The following is a 17142-nucleotide window of genomic DNA, read 5'->3' as shown; positions in this document are numbered from 1 at the left end:
AGGAAAGCAACTGTGAAAAGAATTAGTATTCTCGGCTCCACGGGTTCCATCGGTACCCAGACGTTGGATGTGGTAGCGATGCATCCGGAAGCTTTTGAAGTCGATGGACTGGCGGCGGGAAGCAATACTTCACTGCTGCTGGAACAGGTCCGCCGCTTCAAGCCGCGCCGTGTATCGGTATCCACGAAGGAGCTTGCAGAGGAGATCAGATCCAGTCTGCCTGCCGGTGTAGAGCTGTATAGCGGAAGTGAAGGTCTGGTGGAGATTGCTGCCGGAGGCGATGCACAGACGGTCGTAACTGCGCTTGTAGGAAGTGTAGGACTTCAGTCCACGCTTGCGGCGATTGAAGCCGGCAGACACATTGGACTGGCTAATAAGGAGACGCTGGTGACCGCCGGTCATCTGGTTACAGAACTGGCTGGACGCAAAGGCGTGAAGCTGCTGCCAGTGGACAGTGAGCATTCGGCGATTTTTCAATGCTTAAATGGGGAGAATCGTAAAGATGTGGCTTCAATTACCATCACTGCCTCGGGCGGCTCGTTCCGTGATTTTAAGCGTGAACAGCTTACGAATGTAACCGTAGCAGACGCACTGCGTCACCCTAACTGGAGCATGGGGGCCAAGATTACTATTGACTCGGCAACCATGGTTAACAAAGGTCTTGAGGTTATTGAAGCCCACCATTTGTTCGCCCTTCCGTATGAGCAGATTGATGTGGTGCTGCATCCGGAGAGCATTATTCACTCGTATGTTGAGTTCTGCGACAGCAGCATTATCGCTCAGCTCGGGACTCCTGATATGCGGGTTCCTATTCAATATGCGCTCACCTATCCCGACCGCTGGCCGTCTCCTGCGAAGCGCTTGTCTCTGGCTCAGGTAGCCAGCCTGACCTTCCGGGAGATGGATTATGAGCGCTATCCGGCGCTGAAGATGGCCATTGACTGCGGCTTAGCGGGTGGTACATTCACAACCGCCTTCAATGCAGCCAATGAGGTCGCCGTAGCCCGCTTCCTGCGCGGTGAGATTCCCTTCCTGCGGATTGATGAGATTATTGATGAAGTGCTTCAGCGTCATCACAATGAGGCGAACCCCGGTCTGGAACAGATTCACAGTAGCGATTTAGCCTCCCGGGAGCTTGCGGCTGTCCTGTAACGGGATAAGAGGCTTTTATAAACGGTGAATATGGCTGTACCCTGAAAAATAGGTGTGGACTGTTGATTCTCTTGTGCCCTGCCTTGGAATAATGATAAATTAAGAGGACATACTTCGGTCTTACACCTTAAGGGGGAATGTTGCGCTATGGAGATGGTAAGAGTTGTTTTTTTAACGGTGTTTATGTTCTTTGTTTTGGTGACTGTCCATGAATGGGGACATTATTATTTTGCCAAACGCGCCGGAATTCTTGTACGGGAATTTGCGATCGGTTTCGGTCCGAAACTGTTCTCTTATAAACGCGGTGAAACCCAGTTCACGCTTCGCCTGCTGCCCTTCGGGGGATACGCCCGGATGGCCGGTGAAGACCCCGAGATGGTTGAGATCGGCCCGGGGCAGACCATTGCCGTCCGGCTGGGCCAGGATAACAAGGTGAAGAATATATACATCGATTCACTGGATACGCGCAGAAATGTTATTCGCGGTGAAGCGCAGTTCACCGATCTGGAGAATGAACTGAAAATCCGCCTCGATGTTGACGGTGAAGTGACCACTTATGATGTGAATCCGCAGGCGATGATGATCAAGGGCACCCAGCAGACGCAAATTGCGCCTAGGGACCGCCAGTTCGGCGGCAAAACCGTCGGTCAGCGTGCGATAGCGATCCTGGCCGGTCCAGTGATGAACTTCATTCTGGCGTTTGTGCTATTTGCACTTCATCTGCAGATGGCCGGAATCCCGGTGGAGAATCCGACCTATGTGAAGATCGGTGACGTCAGCTTAGGAATGCCTGCGCAGGAAGCAGGTCTTCAGAAGGGCGATATCGTCGTCACTGTGGACGGGCAAGCCATCGGCGGAGATTACCAGAAGATGATCAAGCTGACCTCGGCCTCCAAAGGCAAAGAAATGAACTGGACGCTGAAGCGCGGCGAAGAGACCTTAAATGTAACCATGATTCCCCGCGGAATGGAAGGGGAGCAAGGCGGCAAGGTTGGAATTACGCCAGAGCTGCCTACCCGCAAGGCCGGAGTGGGGGAGACGATTACCAAGTCCGGTACAGCTATGGTCGACACCACCAAGCTGATTTTTATAGGCTTCAAGCAGTTGATCAATAAATTTAATATGGATGATATCTCGGGGCCAGTAGGCACATTCCAGTTGACCGGACAGATTGCCCAGCAGGGCATTCAGTATCTTACCTACTGGGCGGCTATTCTTAGCCTGTACTTAGGGATCTTCAACCTGTTGCCGATTCCTGCATTGGATGGCAGCCGGCTTGTCTTCCTTGGTGTTGAGGCACTGCGAGGCAAGCCGGTCGACCCGAGCAGGGAAGGCATGGTCCACTTTGTAGGCTTTGCCCTGCTGTTCCTGGTGATGATCGCTGTTACGTATAATGATATTTTACGCCTCATAAGCGGCTGACGGATGTCATATCATTTTTATCCCGTGATGCATTGGATTGGGCTTCACAGCTAATGTGCAATCTGAGGGGCGAATAATAGGAGGATTTCTTCACATGGCCAAAGACAAGCAGTTCGTTACAGAGATCACGCCGCAGGGCGAGGATTTCTCACGCTGGTATATCGATGTTATCAAAAAAGCGGACCTGATGGATTATTCACCGGTCCGCGGCTGTATCGTATTCAAACCGGACGGCTATGAAATCTGGGAGCATATCCAGGAGGAAATGAACCGCCGCCTGAAGGCTACCGGTCACCGGAACGCCTACTTCCCGCTATTCATTCCTGAGAGCTTTTTCCAGAAGGAGAAGGAACATGTGGAGGGCTTCAATCCGGAGCTGCCTTGGGTCACTGAGGCCGGAGGCGATGTGCTGGAAGAACGTCTGGCAATCCGTCCTACGTCCGAGACCATGTTCGGTCATATGTATTCCAAATGGATTCAGTCTTACCGCGATCTTCCGGTGCTAATCAACCAATGGGCCAACGTGGTCCGTTGGGAGAAACGTACCCTGCCGTTCATCCGCACGACGGAATTCCTCTGGCAGGAAGGCCATACCGCGCATGAGAATGAGACGGAAGCACGCGAAGAAACGATGAAGATGCTTGATAACTACCGCGACTTCGTGGAGACCTTTCTGGCTATTCCGGTAGTGACCGGACAGAAGACGCCATCCGAGCGGTTCGCCGGTGCTGTGGATACGTATTCCATTGAAGCGATGATGAAGGATGGACGGGCCGTTCAGGCCGCTACCTCACATTATTTGGGTACCAAGTTCGCGGTTGCTTTTGATATCCAATATCTGAACCGGGAGAATGTACTGGAACATGCGCACACCACCTCATGGGGCTCTACCACGCGTCTGATTGGTTCGCTCATCATGGTGCATGGTGACGACCGCGGACTGGCCCTGCCGCCGAAGGTAGCGCCTACGCAGGTCATTATGATTCCAATCGGACCGCCTAAGACCCGCGAAGCGGTCATCGGACGTACCGACGAACTGTTTGGTGAACTCAAAAGTGCCGGAATCCGTGTGCGTGTAGATGACCGTGCGGATGTAACCCCGGGCTGGAAGTTCAATGAATATGAAATGCGCGGCGTCCCTGTCCGTCTGGAGCTTGGACCGCGTGATATGGAGAATGGAGTCTGTGTGCTCGTATCCCGGATCAGCGGTGAGAAGAAGGTCATTCAGCAGGAGAACCTGGTTGAAGAAGTGAACGCCATGCTGGAGCAGGTCCATCGGGAGATGTATGAGCGGGCACTGAAATTCCGTGAGGATCATTTCTATTCCGTAGACACTCTTGAGCAGATGAAGAATTCTATGGAGGAGAAACGCGGCTTTGCGCTTGCAGGCTGGTGCGGCTCTGAAGAATGTGAGGATAAGGTCAAGGAAGAGACCGGCGCAGGCAGCCGTAATATTCCGTTCCATCCGTCAGAAACGAAAGAAACCTGTATCTGCTGCGGCAAGCCTGCCCAGCATACGGTTGTATTTGCCAAAGCGTATTAATCGGCAACCTTTTAATTGTTAACTTTTTTATATCAGCTTCTGGCGAGAGGAGTCGGCGGGCCGCAAGTACCCAATGCTTTTCAAGCCGGAGGCTTTTTCTTACAATAGAATGACGTCGAAGTCTTACGCCAATTATTGCCGAGTTAGGTGGGGAATGCATGGAGCAGAACGTGGAGAGAAGAAAGAGATTTGAGCTGTTGATGAAGCAGGGGGAGATTCCGCCTGCCATGATTGATCCTTATTTTGTAGACGGACAGATTGAACGGGTGGAGATTAGCCGCGGCAACCATGACTGGCATATCGTGATTGCGAAGACAACCCTGATTCCCGCCCAGACCTACCGGGCCTTTATCCTAAGAATGCGTGAGAAGCTGCAGCATATTGCCAAGGTCAGCTTCTTGTTCCTATATGATGATACTGTAAGCAGAGCCGATATTGTGCAGGAGTACTGGGGCATGTTCCTCGAGTGGGTCCAGCGTGAGATTCCTTCCGTCAACGGTTGGCTGACGCGTTCCAGTCAGGAGCTGCGGGACGGAACGCTCATCCTTAGCCTGAATGATACCATGTCGCTCGAACTGGCCCGTAAAAAGGGTATCGAAGCCGCCATTATTAAATATTATGATAAATATTTCGCACTTCCCCTCAAGGTCAAGCTGCAAATGGCCGAGGACGAGAGTAAGAGCAAGGCGGATGCCTATGAGGAATTCCAGCAGAAGCTCCAGCAGGAGCAGCGTGAGCTGGTAGAGCTGATGATGATGAATAGCGAGCCGGACGAGCCTGAAGAAGCCGGGGACCCGAATGAGGTCATTAAGCTTCAGGTAGGGAATGACATCAAAGAGCAGGCCGTCTCCATTCTGGAAATTCAGGATGAAGAGAAGAAGATTACGATCCAGGGGACGATCTTCGGGCTGGACCGCAAGGAACTGCGTAACGGAAATACGCTGTTCACCTTCTGCATCACAGATTTTACAGATTCCCTGCAGATGAAGATGTTCGCCAAGACCAAGGAAGAACTGAAGATCATGGGCCAGTTGGCTAACGGCAAATGGGTCCGGGCGCGCGGCAAAGTGGAATATGACCGGTTCATGCAGATTCCTGAGCTGGTGATGATTCCTTCGGATCTGACCGAGGTGTCGGCGCCGCCTGCCCGTAAGGACAATGCCAAGGAGAAGCGTGTGGAGTTCCACTTGCATACGACTATGAGCACGATGGATGCGGTAGCACCGATTGATGCCTATGTCAAAACAGCTGCGAAATGGGGCCACCCGGCACTTGCAGTTACCGACCACGGCAATGTTCAGAGCTTCCCGGATGCGAATCACGCCGCCCATAAGCATAAGCTCAAGATGCTCTACGGGGTGGAGGCTAATGTCGTCAATGATGCGGTCAATATCGTGGAGAATGCGCAGGCGATCGAGCTCAAGACGGCAACCTATGTCGTCTTCGACATCGAGACCACGGGGCTGTCCATCACACGCAACAACATCACGGAGCTTGCGGCGATCAAGATGTGTGAAGGCAAGGAACTCGACCGTTACACCACCTTCGTCAATCCGCATGAGAAAATCCCCTACCACATCCAGCAGTTGACGAACATTACGGATGAAATGGTCAAGGATGCCCCGGATCTTGCGCCGGTACTGGGGGAGTTCGTGGAGTTCGTAGGAGACAGCATTCTCGTTGCGCACAATGCGCGGTTCGATATGGGCTTCATTCAAGCTTCTCTGAAGAAGCTGGGGCAGCCGGAGCTGCCAAATCCTTCACTGGATACGCTGGAGCTGGCGCGTCTGCTCTTCCCCAAAATGAAGAACCACCGGCTCAATACGCTTGCTGACAAGTACAAGGTACTGCTGGAGAGCCATCACCGTGCGGTGGATGATACGATTGCACTGGGCGGGATTCTGAACGGTCTGCTGTCCGATGCGGAGAAGATGAAGGGCATGACCCGGCTGGACCGGCTGAATGATTATGTAGGCAATGACTTGTCGAATGTACGGCCGTTTCACTGCGGAATCTATGCACTGAATCCGATCGGCAAAAAAAACCTCTACAAGCTGATCTCTATGTCGCATACCGAGTACTATAAGCGCGTACCCTGCATTCCCAAATCGAAGCTTGAAGAACATCGTGACGGACTGCTCGTCATATCCGGCTGTGAGCGGGGCGAGTTCTTCGAGGCTGTGCTGAACAAGACCGTGGAAGAGGCAATTGAGGTTGCCCAGTTCTATGATGTGCTGGAAATCCAGCCGCTGACCATGTACATGCATCTGGTGGATAAAGGGTTCGTAGCGAGTCCAGAGGACCTGCGGGGTGTTGTACGCAAAATTTGTGAGATCGGCGAACAGATGAATAAGCCGGTGATAGCCACTGGGAATGTGCACTATCTGGAGCCGCGCGATAAGCTGTTCCGCGATATTACGATCCACGGGATTACGGGGTTCAGTCCGCTAAAAGACCAGAACAAGCCGGATGCCCACTTCCGTACAACCGATGAGATGCTTGCCGAGTTCGAATACCTGGGTGCAGCCAAAGCGAAGGAAGTCGTGGTCACGAATACTGTTGAGCTGGCTGAGCGGTTCGAAGAATACGATCTGTTCCCAAGCGATCTCTTCACGCCTATTATTGAAGGTGCGGATGATGAGATCCGCAATACCTGCTATGAAACAGCCAAATCGATCTACGGCGAGGAACTGCCGGAGGTTGTGATTGCCCGTCTGGAGAAGGAGCTTGCCCCTATTATTAAATACGGGTTCTCCGCCAACTATCTGATCTCGGAACGGCTTGTCAAAAAGTCGAACCAGGACGGTTATCTCGTCGGTTCCCGTGGCTCGGTAGGCTCGTCTGTAGTGGCAACATTCCTTGGAATCTCGGAGGTTAACCCGCTTCCGGCTCACTATATTTGTACCAATTCGGAATGCCGGCACAGCGAATGGTTCCTGGACGGAAGTGTGCCGAGCGGGTTCGACTTGCCGGATAAGGACTGTCCCGATTGTGGCGGGAAGCTGAAGGGAGAAGGTCAGGATATTCCGTTTGAGACCTTCCTGGGCTTCAAAGGGGACAAGGTTCCCGATATCGACCTTAACTTCTCCGGGGAGTATCAGCCGAACGCCCATAATTTCACCAAAACAATGTTCGGCCCGGACAATGTATTCCGCGCGGGAACCATTGGTACGGTAGCGGAGAAGACCGCCTTCGGCTTCACCAAGAAATATGAAGAACATCACCAGAAGCGCTGGCGCGGCGCAGAGGTCGGACGGCTTGCCGCCGGCTGTACCGGTGTGAAGCGCAGTACGGGGCAGCACCCCGGCGGTATCGTAGTTTTGCCGGATTACATGGAGATTGAAGATATCACTCCCGTGCAGTTTCCGGCGGATGATGTTACAGCCGAGTGGAAGACTACCCATTTCGACTATCACGCCTTCGATGCGAACCTGCTGAAGCTTGATATTCTCGGCCACGATGATCCGACCATGATGCGGATGCTGCAGGATCTGACCGGTGTGGACCCGACGACCATTCCAATGAATGATCCGAAGGTAATGAGCATGTTCAACTCCACGGATGCTCTCGGGGTAAGACCCGATCAGATTCGTACCCCGGTGGCCACTTATGGAGTGCCGGAGATGGGAACGAAGTTCGTCCGCCAGATGCTTGTTGAAGCCAAGCCTTCCAGCTTTGCCGACTTGCTGCAGATTTCCGGGCTGTCCCATGGAACCGGCGTGTGGCTGGGAAATGCGCAGGAGCTGATTAAGAACAATACCTGTAACATTAAGACGGTAATCGGCTGCCGTGATGATATCATGCTCTACCTGATTTATAAGACGGGGATGGATGCCAGTCTGGCCTTCAAAATTACAGAGAGCGTGCGTAAAGGGAAGGGCTTGCCGCCGGAATGGATTGAGGAGATGAAGAATTGCAAGGTGCCGCAGTGGTACATTGATTCCTGTCTCAAAATCCAGTACATGTTCCCGAAGGCCCATGCCGCGGCTTATGTTATTTCAGCGGTGCGCACAGCCTTCTTCAAGCTGTATCATCCGATAGAATACTATGCGACTTACTTCTCGGTCCGCGCGGCGGATTTCGATATCGAGCTGTGCTGTAAAGGCTACGAAGCCATTGCGCGCCAGCTTGTGGAGATCGAATCCAAGGGCTTCCAGGCGCTGCCTAAGGAAAAAGCCATGCTTCCGGTCCTGGAGATGGCCCTGGAGATGACCGCACGCGGCTTTACCTTCAAGAACATTGATCTGTACCGCTCGGATGCTACCAAATTTACGGTGGACGGCACCAGCCTGATTCCTCCGTTCTCCTCGCTTGCGGGAATCGGGGATAATGCTGCAATTAATATCGCCGCTGCCAAGGATGCAGGAGAATTCCTCTCCATTGAGGATTTCCAGCAGAAATCCAAGGCCAGTAAAACGGTGATTGAGCTGCTTACGGGAATGGGCTGCTTCCGGGGATTACCGGAGAGTAACCAGCTTTCACTGTTCTGACAACCGGCTCAAGTGATGGCATATACAGCCCTTTAATGTCCTCTTAGAAAGGGGAGTCAAGGGCTGGTACTTGTCAGTGCTGCCTCTCTATGGTATAATTTTTTTGGTAATAATGAGATAAGTCCGTTGTGTAAAGAGTGGGGAAACCCACTCTTTATCTTTGGTATATAGCAAAAGACAAGTTCGTGGAGGTAATCTTCTTTTGAGCACACCCAAATCCAAAATTAAACAAACGGTAGAGCAGCTGCTCGGGTCCTATCTCGAGGACAATGGTTTCGAACTGGTGGACGTTGAATACGTGAAGGAAGGCTCCAACTGGTTTCTGCGCGTATTCGTAGACAAAGAGGGCGGCATCGATATCGATGACTGCGGTACTATCAGCGAATATATCAGCCAGAAGCTGGATGAGAATGATCCGTTCTCTGAAGCGTATTTCCTTGAAGTCTCTTCGCCGGGAGCTGAGCGTCCGCTCAAGAAAGCTGCGGATGTCACCAAGGCGGTAGGCAAGGACGTATATGTAACGGTCTATGAGCCGATTCAAGGACTCAAAGAATTCGAAGGTCGTTTGCTCTCGTTCGAGAACGAGGAACTGCTCATCTCCGCGGGCAAAAAAGAACATGTGGTACCTTACGCCAAGGTCGCCAGTGCGAGGTTGGCCATTATTTTTTAACGTCTTGAAAGGGGGACCGGAATTTCATGAGTATGGAGTTTATTGAAGCTATGAATGAACTGGAAAGGGAGAAAGGCATCAGCAAGGATGTGCTGTTCGAAGCCATCGAAGCGGCGCTGATCTCCAGCTATAAACGCAATTTCAATGCGGCGCAGAATGTGCGTGTGGATATGAACCGTAACACAGGCGTAATCAAGGTGTTTGCCCGCAAGCTGATTGTGGAGGAGGTTCTCGATGCACGGACCGAGATCTCGCTCCTGGCTGCCCGGGAGATCAACCCGCATTTCCAGCTGGAGGATATCGCCGAGCAGGAAGTCACGCCGCGTGATTTCGGCCGCATTGCCGCCCAGACTGCGAAGCAGGTGGTTACCCAGCGTATCCGCGAAGCGGAACGTGGCCTGATCTATAACGCTTTTATCGACAAGGAAGATGATATTGTAACCGGCCTTGTACAGCGTCAGGATATGCGCAACATCTATGTGGATCTTGGCAAAATCGAGGCGGTTCTTCCGCTGAGCGAGCTGATGCCTGGAGAAAAGTTCAAGCAGAGCGAGCGTATCAAAGCTTATATCACTAAGGTGGAGAACACGACCAAAGGGCCGCAGATTATGCTGTCCCGCAGTCATCCAGGTCTCCTGAAGCGTCTGTTCGAGCTGGAGGTGCCGGAGATTTTTGACGGGGTGGTGGAGATTCGTTCCGTTGCCCGCGAAGCTGGCTTCCGCTCCAAGATCGCCGTGTTCTCACGCAATCCCGAAGTGGACCCGGTCGGCTCTTGCGTAGGGCCAAGAGGCACACGTGTACAGACCATTGTGACTGAGCTTCGCGGTGAGAAGATTGATATTGTCAGATATTCCGAGCTGGTGCAGGAGTACGTAGCCAATGCACTTAGCCCGTCCAAGGTGCTTGAGGTTCAAGTCTTTGAACCTGAGAAAATGGCCCGCGTCATTGTTCCTGACTATCAGCTGTCACTGGCCATCGGCATCAAGGGGCAGAATGCCCGTCTTGCCGCTAAGCTGACCGGCTGGAAGATCGATATCAAGAGCGAGACGCAGGCGGAGCAGGAATACGGCAGACCCAGATCGTCCAATGATGAAATGCATCAGGATTCCGTCTCCATCGATTAATGAATGCTGACTGACGGGAGGTGCTTTGTTATGAAGCAAAGAAAGGTGCCGCTGCGTAAATGCGTTGCCAGCCAGGAGATGATGCCCAAGAAAGAGCTGATTCGCGTGGTGAGAACGCCTGAAGGCGAGGTGCTGATTGACCTGACAGGCAAGAAGTCGGGCCGTGGCGCTTATATCTGCGGTAAACTGGAATACTTTAAGCTAGCACAGAAGACCAAAGCACTTGACCGGGCATTGAAATGTCAGGTCAGTCCTGAAATCTATGCCCAGCTTGCCCGGGATTTTGCATCCGTGGAGGAGCAGTTTTTGGCAGCGAAGGATAGTGAGGACAATGAGTAAGACACTTTCTTATTTAGGGCTTGCGATGAGAGCAGGCAAGATTGTCACCGGCGATGAGGCTGTGCTTAAGGCAGTACGGTCTTCAGAGGCGAAGCTGGTCGTCCTGGCAGGTGACGCTTCAGATAATACCCAGAAGAAGTTCCGCGATAAATGCGGGACCTACGATATTCCACTAGTAATCGCATTTCACCGGGATGAACTCGGTGCAAGTATTGGTAAGGACCAGCGCGTAGTGCTGGCCGTTACGGATAAAGGATTCGCGGAAATGATCTCCAGAACGCTTGGAGATACTGTCGGAGGTGGAGTTATTGACTAAAGAAGATAATAAGGATAAGCTGCGCGTATACGAATATGCAAAGTCTTTGAACATGAGCAGTAAAGAAATTATTACCATTCTGAAGCGTTTGGATGTCCCGGTGAATAATCATATGAGTGTCATGGAGAATGGCTCCGTGAACAAAGTTGAACAGTTCTTCAAGGACATCAAGTCAAACGCTGCAGCCAAGCGGGACACCGGCACCAGCAGCCGTCCGGTAACTACCGGAACGGTAACCGCCGAAGTACGCAGTGCTCAGAATACCAACAAAATTCAATCGGAAAAGCAGGTAGGTATGAACAGTAACCAAAACAACAACCAATCGACGACGTCCCCAAGGCCCCAAAGCGGACAAGATTCCCGCAGAACACAAACATCAGGCTCCGCTCAGAATTCTCGCCCGCAGGGCAGTTCAAGCAGCAGCCGTCCACAAAGCAGTTCGACTGGCAGCCGCCCGCAAGGCAGCTCCACTGGCAGCCGCCCACAGGGCAGCTCCACTGGCGGCAGCCGTCCACAAGGCAGCTCCACTGGCGGCAGCCGTCCACAAGGCAGCTCCACTGGCGGCAGCCGCCCACAGGGCAGCTCCACTGGCGGTAGCCGTCCACAAGGCAGCTCTACTGGCGGCAGCCGCCCACAAGGCAGCTCCACTGGCGGTAGCCGTCCACAAGGCAGCTCTACTGGCGGCAGCCGTCCGCAAGGACAAGGCAGCGCACCACGTACAGGTGACCGTCCGCAAGGTCAAGGCAATGCAGGCGGAGGTTTCTCACGCAGCGACGGCCCTAAGAAGAACACCACTGGCGGCAGACCTGGTGGCAACAACAGCGGCCAGAAACGTTACGACGACAACAAGGGCGGCAACTATCGCGGCCGTGGCGGCAAGAACAACCGCGGCAGAAACCAGCCGACCGTATATCGTGAGAAGATTGACAACACACCTAAGAAGATCATTGTCCGTGGCAGCATGACCGTGGGTGAAACCGCGAAGCTGCTTCACAAGGATGCTTCGGAAGTGATCAAGAAGCTGATCTCGATGGGGGTTATGGCCACCATCAATCAGGAGCTTGATATCGATACGATTCTGCTGCTGGCCGGCGAATTCGGCGTAGAAGTAGAAGTGAAGATTCCGGTTGATGAAGACAGCTTCGAGACCGTGGAAGAGAACGATTCCGAAGATGATCTGATGACCCGGCCACCGGTTGTAACGATCATGGGTCACGTTGACCATGGTAAAACAACCTTGCTCGATGCCATCCGTTCCACGAATGTATCCGGCGGCGAAGCAGGTGGAATTACGCAGCATATCGGTGCCTATCAAGTTGAGATTAATCATAAGAAAATCACATTCCTTGATACTCCGGGCCATGAAGCTTTCACCGCCATGCGTGCCCGTGGTGCCCAGGTTACAGATATGACGATTATCGTTGTAGCGGCAGATGACGGCGTAATGCCTCAGACTGTAGAAGCGATCAACCATGCCAAGGCAGCCGGACTTCCGATCATTGTGGCAGTTAACAAGATCGACAAGCCGGGCGCAGACCCTGACAAGGTGAAGCAGGAGCTTACAAGCTATGAGCTGGTGCCGGAAGAGTGGGGCGGCGATACAATCTTCGTCAACCTGTCGGCTAAGCAGCGCATTAACCTTGAAGAGCTGCTGGAAATGATCCTGCTCGTTGCCGAAGTAAATGAGTACAAGGCGAACCCGGACAAACGGGCACGCGGTACTGTTATAGAAGCTGAGCTTGACAAGAACCGTGGACCGGTTGCCCGTATTCTCGTGCAGAATGGTACGCTGAAGGTCGGAGACGCATTTGTAGCGGGTAACTGCTTCGGCCGCGTACGCGCCATGGTGAATGACAAGGGACGCAAAATCAAGGAAGCGGGACCTTCCACTCCAGTGGAAATTACCGGTCTGACCGAGGTGCCGCAGGCGGGCGATCCGTTCATGGCCTTCGAAGATGAGCGTAAAGCACGCGCGATCTCTGACAGACGTTCTACAACGCAGCGCCAGTCCGAGCTGAACACGAACACCCGCGTTACGCTGGATGATCTGTTCAAGCATATCAAGGACGGCGAGATCAAGGATCTCAACGTTATCATCAAGGGTGACGTTCAGGGTTCGGTAGAGGCGCTGAAGGGCTCCTTGGCCAAGATCGAAGTCGAAGGCGTACGCGTGAAGATCCTTCACAGCGGTGCCGGCGCGATTACGGAATCCGATATTACCCTGGCAGCAGCCTCCAATGCTATCGTGATCGGTTTCAACGTTCGTCCGGATGCCCAGACGAAAGCGGCGGCCGAGCAGGAGAAGGTGGATGTGCGACTGCATAACATCATCTACAATGTCATTGAAGAGATCGAAAGTGCCATGAAGGGCATGCTTGATCCTATATTTAAAGAAAACGTTATCGGTCATGCCGAAGTGCGCAACGTATTCAAAATCAGCAAAGTGGGCAGTGTCGCAGGTTGTATGGTTACCGACGGCAAAATTGCCCGCAATGCTGAAATGCGCCTGATCCGCAGCGGTATCGTTGTCTTCACAGGCAAAATCGACACCTTGAAGCGTTTCAAAGATGATGCAAAAGAAGTGGCACAGGGTTATGAATGTGGCATAACTTTGGAACGCTATAATGATGTCGTTGAAGGCGACATTATCGAAGCATTCATCATGGAAACGGTAGAGCGCTAAGCGAAGAGGTGAAATAAGATGTCTAAAATCAGAGCGGGACGGGTTGGCGAGCAGATTAAGAAAGAGCTGAGCCAGCTCATCCAAAGCGGACTGAAGGACCCGCGTGTCGGGTTCGTAACTGTAACTGGCGTAGATGTGACGAACGATCTGTCACAGGCCAAGGTATACCTGAGCGTATTCGGGGACGAGGAGCAGAAATCAGACTCACTTAGAGCGATTGAGAAGGCCAATGGCTTTCTCCGCTCGGAGCTTGGTAAAGCGATCCGCCTGCGCCATACGCCTGAGCTGATCTTCAAGATTGACGAATCCGTTGCTTACGGAAGTCACATTGAGAAGCTGCTCGGCGAAATCGGCAAAAACGAATAGGCCACGGAACATAAAGGAGACGGCGAATGCAGAGCTATGAACAAAGTCTCCAGCAGACGCGTAAGTTTCTGCTGGAACACGACGATTATCTTGTAGTGTCGCATGTTCAGCCGGACGGAGATGCAGTCAGCTCCACCCTTGCGGTGGGCTGGCTTCTCTCATGTCTGGGCAAAAAATATCTGATGCTGAATGAAGGCCAGATTCCGCAGCGAATGGAATACTTATGGCATGCCGATCAGATTGTCAATCTGTCTGAGGGTTCGTTGCCCCGCCAGTACAGCCATGTGATATGTGTTGACTGTGCGGATTTCCAGCGTGTAGGGCTGACCCAGCAGCATTTCACCAGTGATGCACTGATCTTGAATATTGACCATCATCCAACGAACAACGGCTACGGCGCGGTGAACCTCATCAAGCCGGATGCGGCAGCGACAGCAGAGATACTGTTCGATCTGCTGAAGACCTTTGAACTCAAGTGGGATATTGATATTGCCACAGCCATTTATACTGGACTGTTAACGGATACCGGCGGTTTCCGTTACAGCAATACTTCTCCTAAAGTGATGGCGGCGGTATCCGAACTGCTGACACTGGGTGTGAATGGACCGGACCTGGCTGAGACCCTGCTGGAAGAGATGACGCTTCCCCAGGTGAAGGTGCTAAACCGTGCACTTAGCACATTACAGCTCAGCTCTGAAGGAGATATAGCCTGGGTGTATGTTACACCTAAGGATATGCTGGACTCTGGAGCGGCCAATGAGGACCTTGAAGGGATTGTCAACTATCCGCGGAATATCCGCGGTGTAGAGGTAGGCATTCTGTTCAAGGTTATTGATGACCATGCGGTGAAGGCCAGTCTTCGTTCAGCAGGTAAGGTGGATGTGGCCGCACTTGCGCAAGCCTTCGGCGGCGGAGGACACACCCGGGCAGCAGGCGCGCGTATTAATGGAACTCTGGAAGAAGCTGTGACACAGGTGCTGGAGGAGGTCAAACGTCATTTATGAGTGAGCTTACAGGAGTTCTGGCTGTATATAAGCCGGCAGGGTTCACTTCACATGATGTTGTGGCCAAGGCGCGGCGCATTCTGGGCATGAAGCGGATTGGACATACCGGGACCCTTGATCCTCAGGTAACCGGAGTATTGCCGCTCTGTCTAGGCCGGGCTACTAGAGTAGTGGAGTATATTCAGGAGCTGCCCAAGGAATATGTCGCCACGCTGCGGCTGGGGATGGCCAGCGATACAGAGGATCTAACCGGGACGATTACGGAATCCGTGGAGGAGGTTCATGTCACAGAAGCCGAAGTGCTGGCTGTGCTGAACTCCTTCCAGGGCGTGATCTCACAGGTGCCGCCGATGTATTCCGCAGTGAAGGTGGACGGCAAGCGTCTGTACGAGCTGGCCCGGGAAGGCAAGACCGTAGAGCGCAAGAGCCGTGAAGTGGAGATTTATGAGATTGAGATGCAGCAGATGGTCTGGAATGGCAACTATCCGGAGATCACTTTCCGGGCGTTATGCTCCAAGGGGACCTATATCCGTACCCTCTGTGTAGATATCGGACGTAAGCTCGGTCTTCCCGGTGTAATGGTGAAGCTGGAGCGGACGATGTCTGCCGGGATCTCTGCCAGTCATTGCCTGACTCTGGAGCAAATTGCGCAGCACAAGGAAGGCGGCACACTGGATGAGCATCTGATTGCTGCTGACGAGGCGATTTCACATATGCCCAGACATACCGTTGCCGCAGAGAAGAAGAAAGCAGCCCTGCAGGGGCAACGTCTGTCGACCCGGTTTGTAATGCCGGAAGTGAAGCAGGCCGGAGATTTCCGTCTCTATGATCAGCAAGGGGAGTTCCTCGGTATTTATGCTTTGGAGGCTAACGGAGCTATTGCACCTGTCAAGGTGTTTGCCCAGGTCTAAACTTTAATTTATTTGCGAATGTAGGTGAGAAACAGCGTGAGAACCGTAACGTTAAGCTATCCGATGCTGCCTGAGGCGGCAGCACAGTATGCGCAGCCTCAAGTAGTTGCCCTGGGACAGTTCGATGGACTGCACCTCGGGCATGCCAGTGTCATCACATCAGCTGTTGCTCTGGCCCGCGAGGCAGGTGTACCCGCAGCGGTGATGACCTTCTACCCCCATCCCAAGGATGTTATGGGCAAAGGGGATTATGAGGGATACTTGACCCCCTCTAAGGATAAGCAGGAGCTGCTTGCCGGGATGGGTGTTGAGCTTTTATATATAATTGAATTTAATGAAGAGCTCTCCCGGGTAAGTCCGGCGGACTTTGTCTCTGTGATGCTGCTGCCGCTGCAGATTGTAACTGCAGTTGTAGGGTTCGACTTCCGCTTCGGCTACAAAGGTGAGGGAGATGCGGACAGGCTCTCGGAGCTGGGACAAGGTGCGATGAAGGTAGAGACGGTCGCCCCGTTCCTGCTTGAAGGAGAGAAGGTCAGTAGCTCAGGTATCCGCAAGAGCTTGCTGAGCGGGGAACTGGGTAAGGCTAATGCCTGGTTTGGACGTTGTTATCACCTGCGCGGTACCGTAGGGCACGGGGAGAAGCGGGGCCGGACCATCGGCTTTCCGACAGCCAACCTGCAGCTCGAAGACCGCTATGTTATTCCGGCCAAGGGCGTATACGCCGTCAAGGTCTTTTACCGGAATGAGGTCTTGTACGGGGTGATGAATGTCGGCGTGAAGCCAACGTTTCACGAAGGCGTGACCACTCCGAGCTTTGAGGTACACCTGTTTGATTTTGCCTCAGATATCTATGGGCATGAGCTTAAGGTGGAGCTGGTTTCCTATATCCGGTCTGAACGCAAGTTCGGGTCCATCGATGCCTTGATTGCACAGATCGGTGCAGATGCTGAGACAGCCAAAGGGCTGCTGGGATATCATTCCTAATCTTTCCGGACAAGCCGTTTACTTTTGTCTGTGAAGGTGCTATACTGATTAACGTTGCTGGAATGACAGCATCAGAACCTTAGCTTGGTTACTTGTTCTCACCGACGGTGACGAGGCTACTGGCGATTATAATGAAGG

At 52.9% G+C, this 17142-nt stretch carries 13 protein-coding genes; all 13 read left to right on the top strand.

Translation table 11 applies throughout. The features are described 5' to 3' along the window. Positions 1-12 precede the first annotated feature (12 nt). The 13 genes from MKZ07_RS09610 (at position 13) to MKZ07_RS09550 (ending at position 17004) form a co-directional block, all read left to right on the top strand. Positions 13-1152, top strand: coding sequence for a 1-deoxy-D-xylulose-5-phosphate reductoisomerase (locus MKZ07_RS09610; RefSeq protein ID WP_341025630.1), 1140 nt, complete (start codon positions 13-15; stop codon positions 1150-1152). Positions 1153-1299: 147 nt separating this feature from the next. Further along, positions 1300-2574, top strand: coding sequence for an RIP metalloprotease RseP (gene rseP, locus MKZ07_RS09605; protein ID WP_036692599.1), 1275 nt, complete (start codon positions 1300-1302; stop codon positions 2572-2574). Positions 2575-2668: 94 nt separating this feature from the next. Then, positions 2669-4117, top strand: coding sequence for a proline--tRNA ligase (proS, locus tag MKZ07_RS09600; RefSeq protein WP_036692605.1), 1449 nt, complete (start codon positions 2669-2671; stop codon positions 4115-4117). A gap of 158 nt (positions 4118-4275) precedes the next feature. Continuing rightward, positions 4276-8607, top strand: coding sequence for a PolC-type DNA polymerase III (locus MKZ07_RS09595; RefSeq protein ID WP_341025629.1), 4332 nt, complete (start codon positions 4276-4278; stop codon positions 8605-8607). Between the two features lie 202 nt (positions 8608-8809). After that, positions 8810-9277, top strand: a complete 468-nt coding sequence (gene rimP, locus MKZ07_RS09590) for a ribosome maturation factor RimP (RefSeq protein WP_036692612.1) — start codon at positions 8810-8812, stop codon at positions 9275-9277. Between the two features lie 26 nt (positions 9278-9303). Further along, on the top strand, positions 9304-10401 hold the full coding sequence (gene nusA, locus MKZ07_RS09585; protein ID WP_036692613.1) for a transcription termination factor NusA: 1098 nt from the start codon (positions 9304-9306) through the stop codon (positions 10399-10401). Between the two features lie 30 nt (positions 10402-10431). Continuing rightward, on the top strand, positions 10432-10740 hold the full coding sequence (rnpM, locus tag MKZ07_RS09580; RefSeq protein ID WP_036692616.1) for an RNase P modulator RnpM: 309 nt from the start codon (positions 10432-10434) through the stop codon (positions 10738-10740). Then, positions 10733-11056, top strand: a complete 324-nt coding sequence (locus MKZ07_RS09575) for a YlxQ family RNA-binding protein (protein ID WP_036724725.1) — start codon at positions 10733-10735, stop codon at positions 11054-11056. The genes rnpM and MKZ07_RS09575 overlap by 8 nt, the downstream gene beginning before the upstream one ends. Next, positions 11049-13739 carry a translation initiation factor IF-2 gene (infB, locus tag MKZ07_RS09570; protein WP_076158323.1) on the top strand — a complete coding sequence of 897 codons (2691 nt, stop codon included), beginning with the start codon at positions 11049-11051 and terminating at the stop codon, positions 13737-13739. Before MKZ07_RS09575 ends, infB begins: the two co-directional genes overlap by 8 nt. A gap of 18 nt (positions 13740-13757) precedes the next feature. After that, entirely contained in the window at positions 13758-14105 is a 348-nt protein-coding gene (gene rbfA / locus MKZ07_RS09565; RefSeq protein ID WP_036692621.1) for a 30S ribosome-binding factor RbfA, read from the top strand. A gap of 26 nt (positions 14106-14131) precedes the next feature. Then, complete coding sequence (locus MKZ07_RS09560) at positions 14132-15109, top strand: DHH family phosphoesterase (protein ID WP_036692623.1); 978 nt, start codon at positions 14132-14134, stop codon at positions 15107-15109. Next, complete coding sequence (truB, locus tag MKZ07_RS09555) at positions 15106-16020, top strand: tRNA pseudouridine(55) synthase TruB (protein WP_036692625.1); 915 nt, start codon at positions 15106-15108, stop codon at positions 16018-16020. Before MKZ07_RS09560 ends, truB begins: the two co-directional genes overlap by 4 nt. A gap of 36 nt (positions 16021-16056) precedes the next feature. Further along, on the top strand, positions 16057-17004 hold the full coding sequence (locus tag MKZ07_RS09550) for a bifunctional riboflavin kinase/FAD synthetase (RefSeq protein ID WP_036692627.1): 948 nt from the start codon (positions 16057-16059) through the stop codon (positions 17002-17004). Positions 17005-17142: the final 138 nt, after the last annotated feature.

This window comes from Paenibacillus sp. FSL P4-0338 (assembly GCF_038002365.1).
In the GTDB taxonomy this organism is placed as follows: domain Bacteria; phylum Bacillota; class Bacilli; order Paenibacillales; family Paenibacillaceae; genus Paenibacillus_AQ.
This window is presented reverse-complemented; position numbering and strand designations above follow the sequence as displayed.

Bases quoted from the DNA above. Each gene is read 5' to 3' on its own strand.
- rseP (WP_036692599.1), top strand. From the start codon at position 1,300: ATGGAGATGGTAAGAGTTGTTTTTTTAACGGTGTTTATGTTCTTTGTT.
- proS (WP_036692605.1), top strand. From the start codon at position 2,669: ATGGCCAAAGACAAGCAGTTCGTTACAGAGATCACGCCGCAGGGCGAG.
- MKZ07_RS09595 (WP_341025629.1), top strand. From the start codon at position 4,276: ATGGAGCAGAACGTGGAGAGAAGAAAGAGATTTGAGCTGTTGATGAAG.
- nusA (WP_036692613.1), top strand. From the start codon at position 9,304: ATGAGTATGGAGTTTATTGAAGCTATGAATGAACTGGAAAGGGAGAAA.
- rnpM (WP_036692616.1), top strand. From the start codon at position 10,432: ATGAAGCAAAGAAAGGTGCCGCTGCGTAAATGCGTTGCCAGCCAGGAG.
- MKZ07_RS09575 (WP_036724725.1), top strand. From the start codon at position 10,733: ATGAGTAAGACACTTTCTTATTTAGGGCTTGCGATGAGAGCAGGCAAG.
- rbfA (WP_036692621.1), top strand. From the start codon at position 13,758: ATGTCTAAAATCAGAGCGGGACGGGTTGGCGAGCAGATTAAGAAAGAG.
- MKZ07_RS09560 (WP_036692623.1), top strand. From the start codon at position 14,132: ATGCAGAGCTATGAACAAAGTCTCCAGCAGACGCGTAAGTTTCTGCTG.
- truB (WP_036692625.1), top strand. From the start codon at position 15,106: ATGAGTGAGCTTACAGGAGTTCTGGCTGTATATAAGCCGGCAGGGTTC.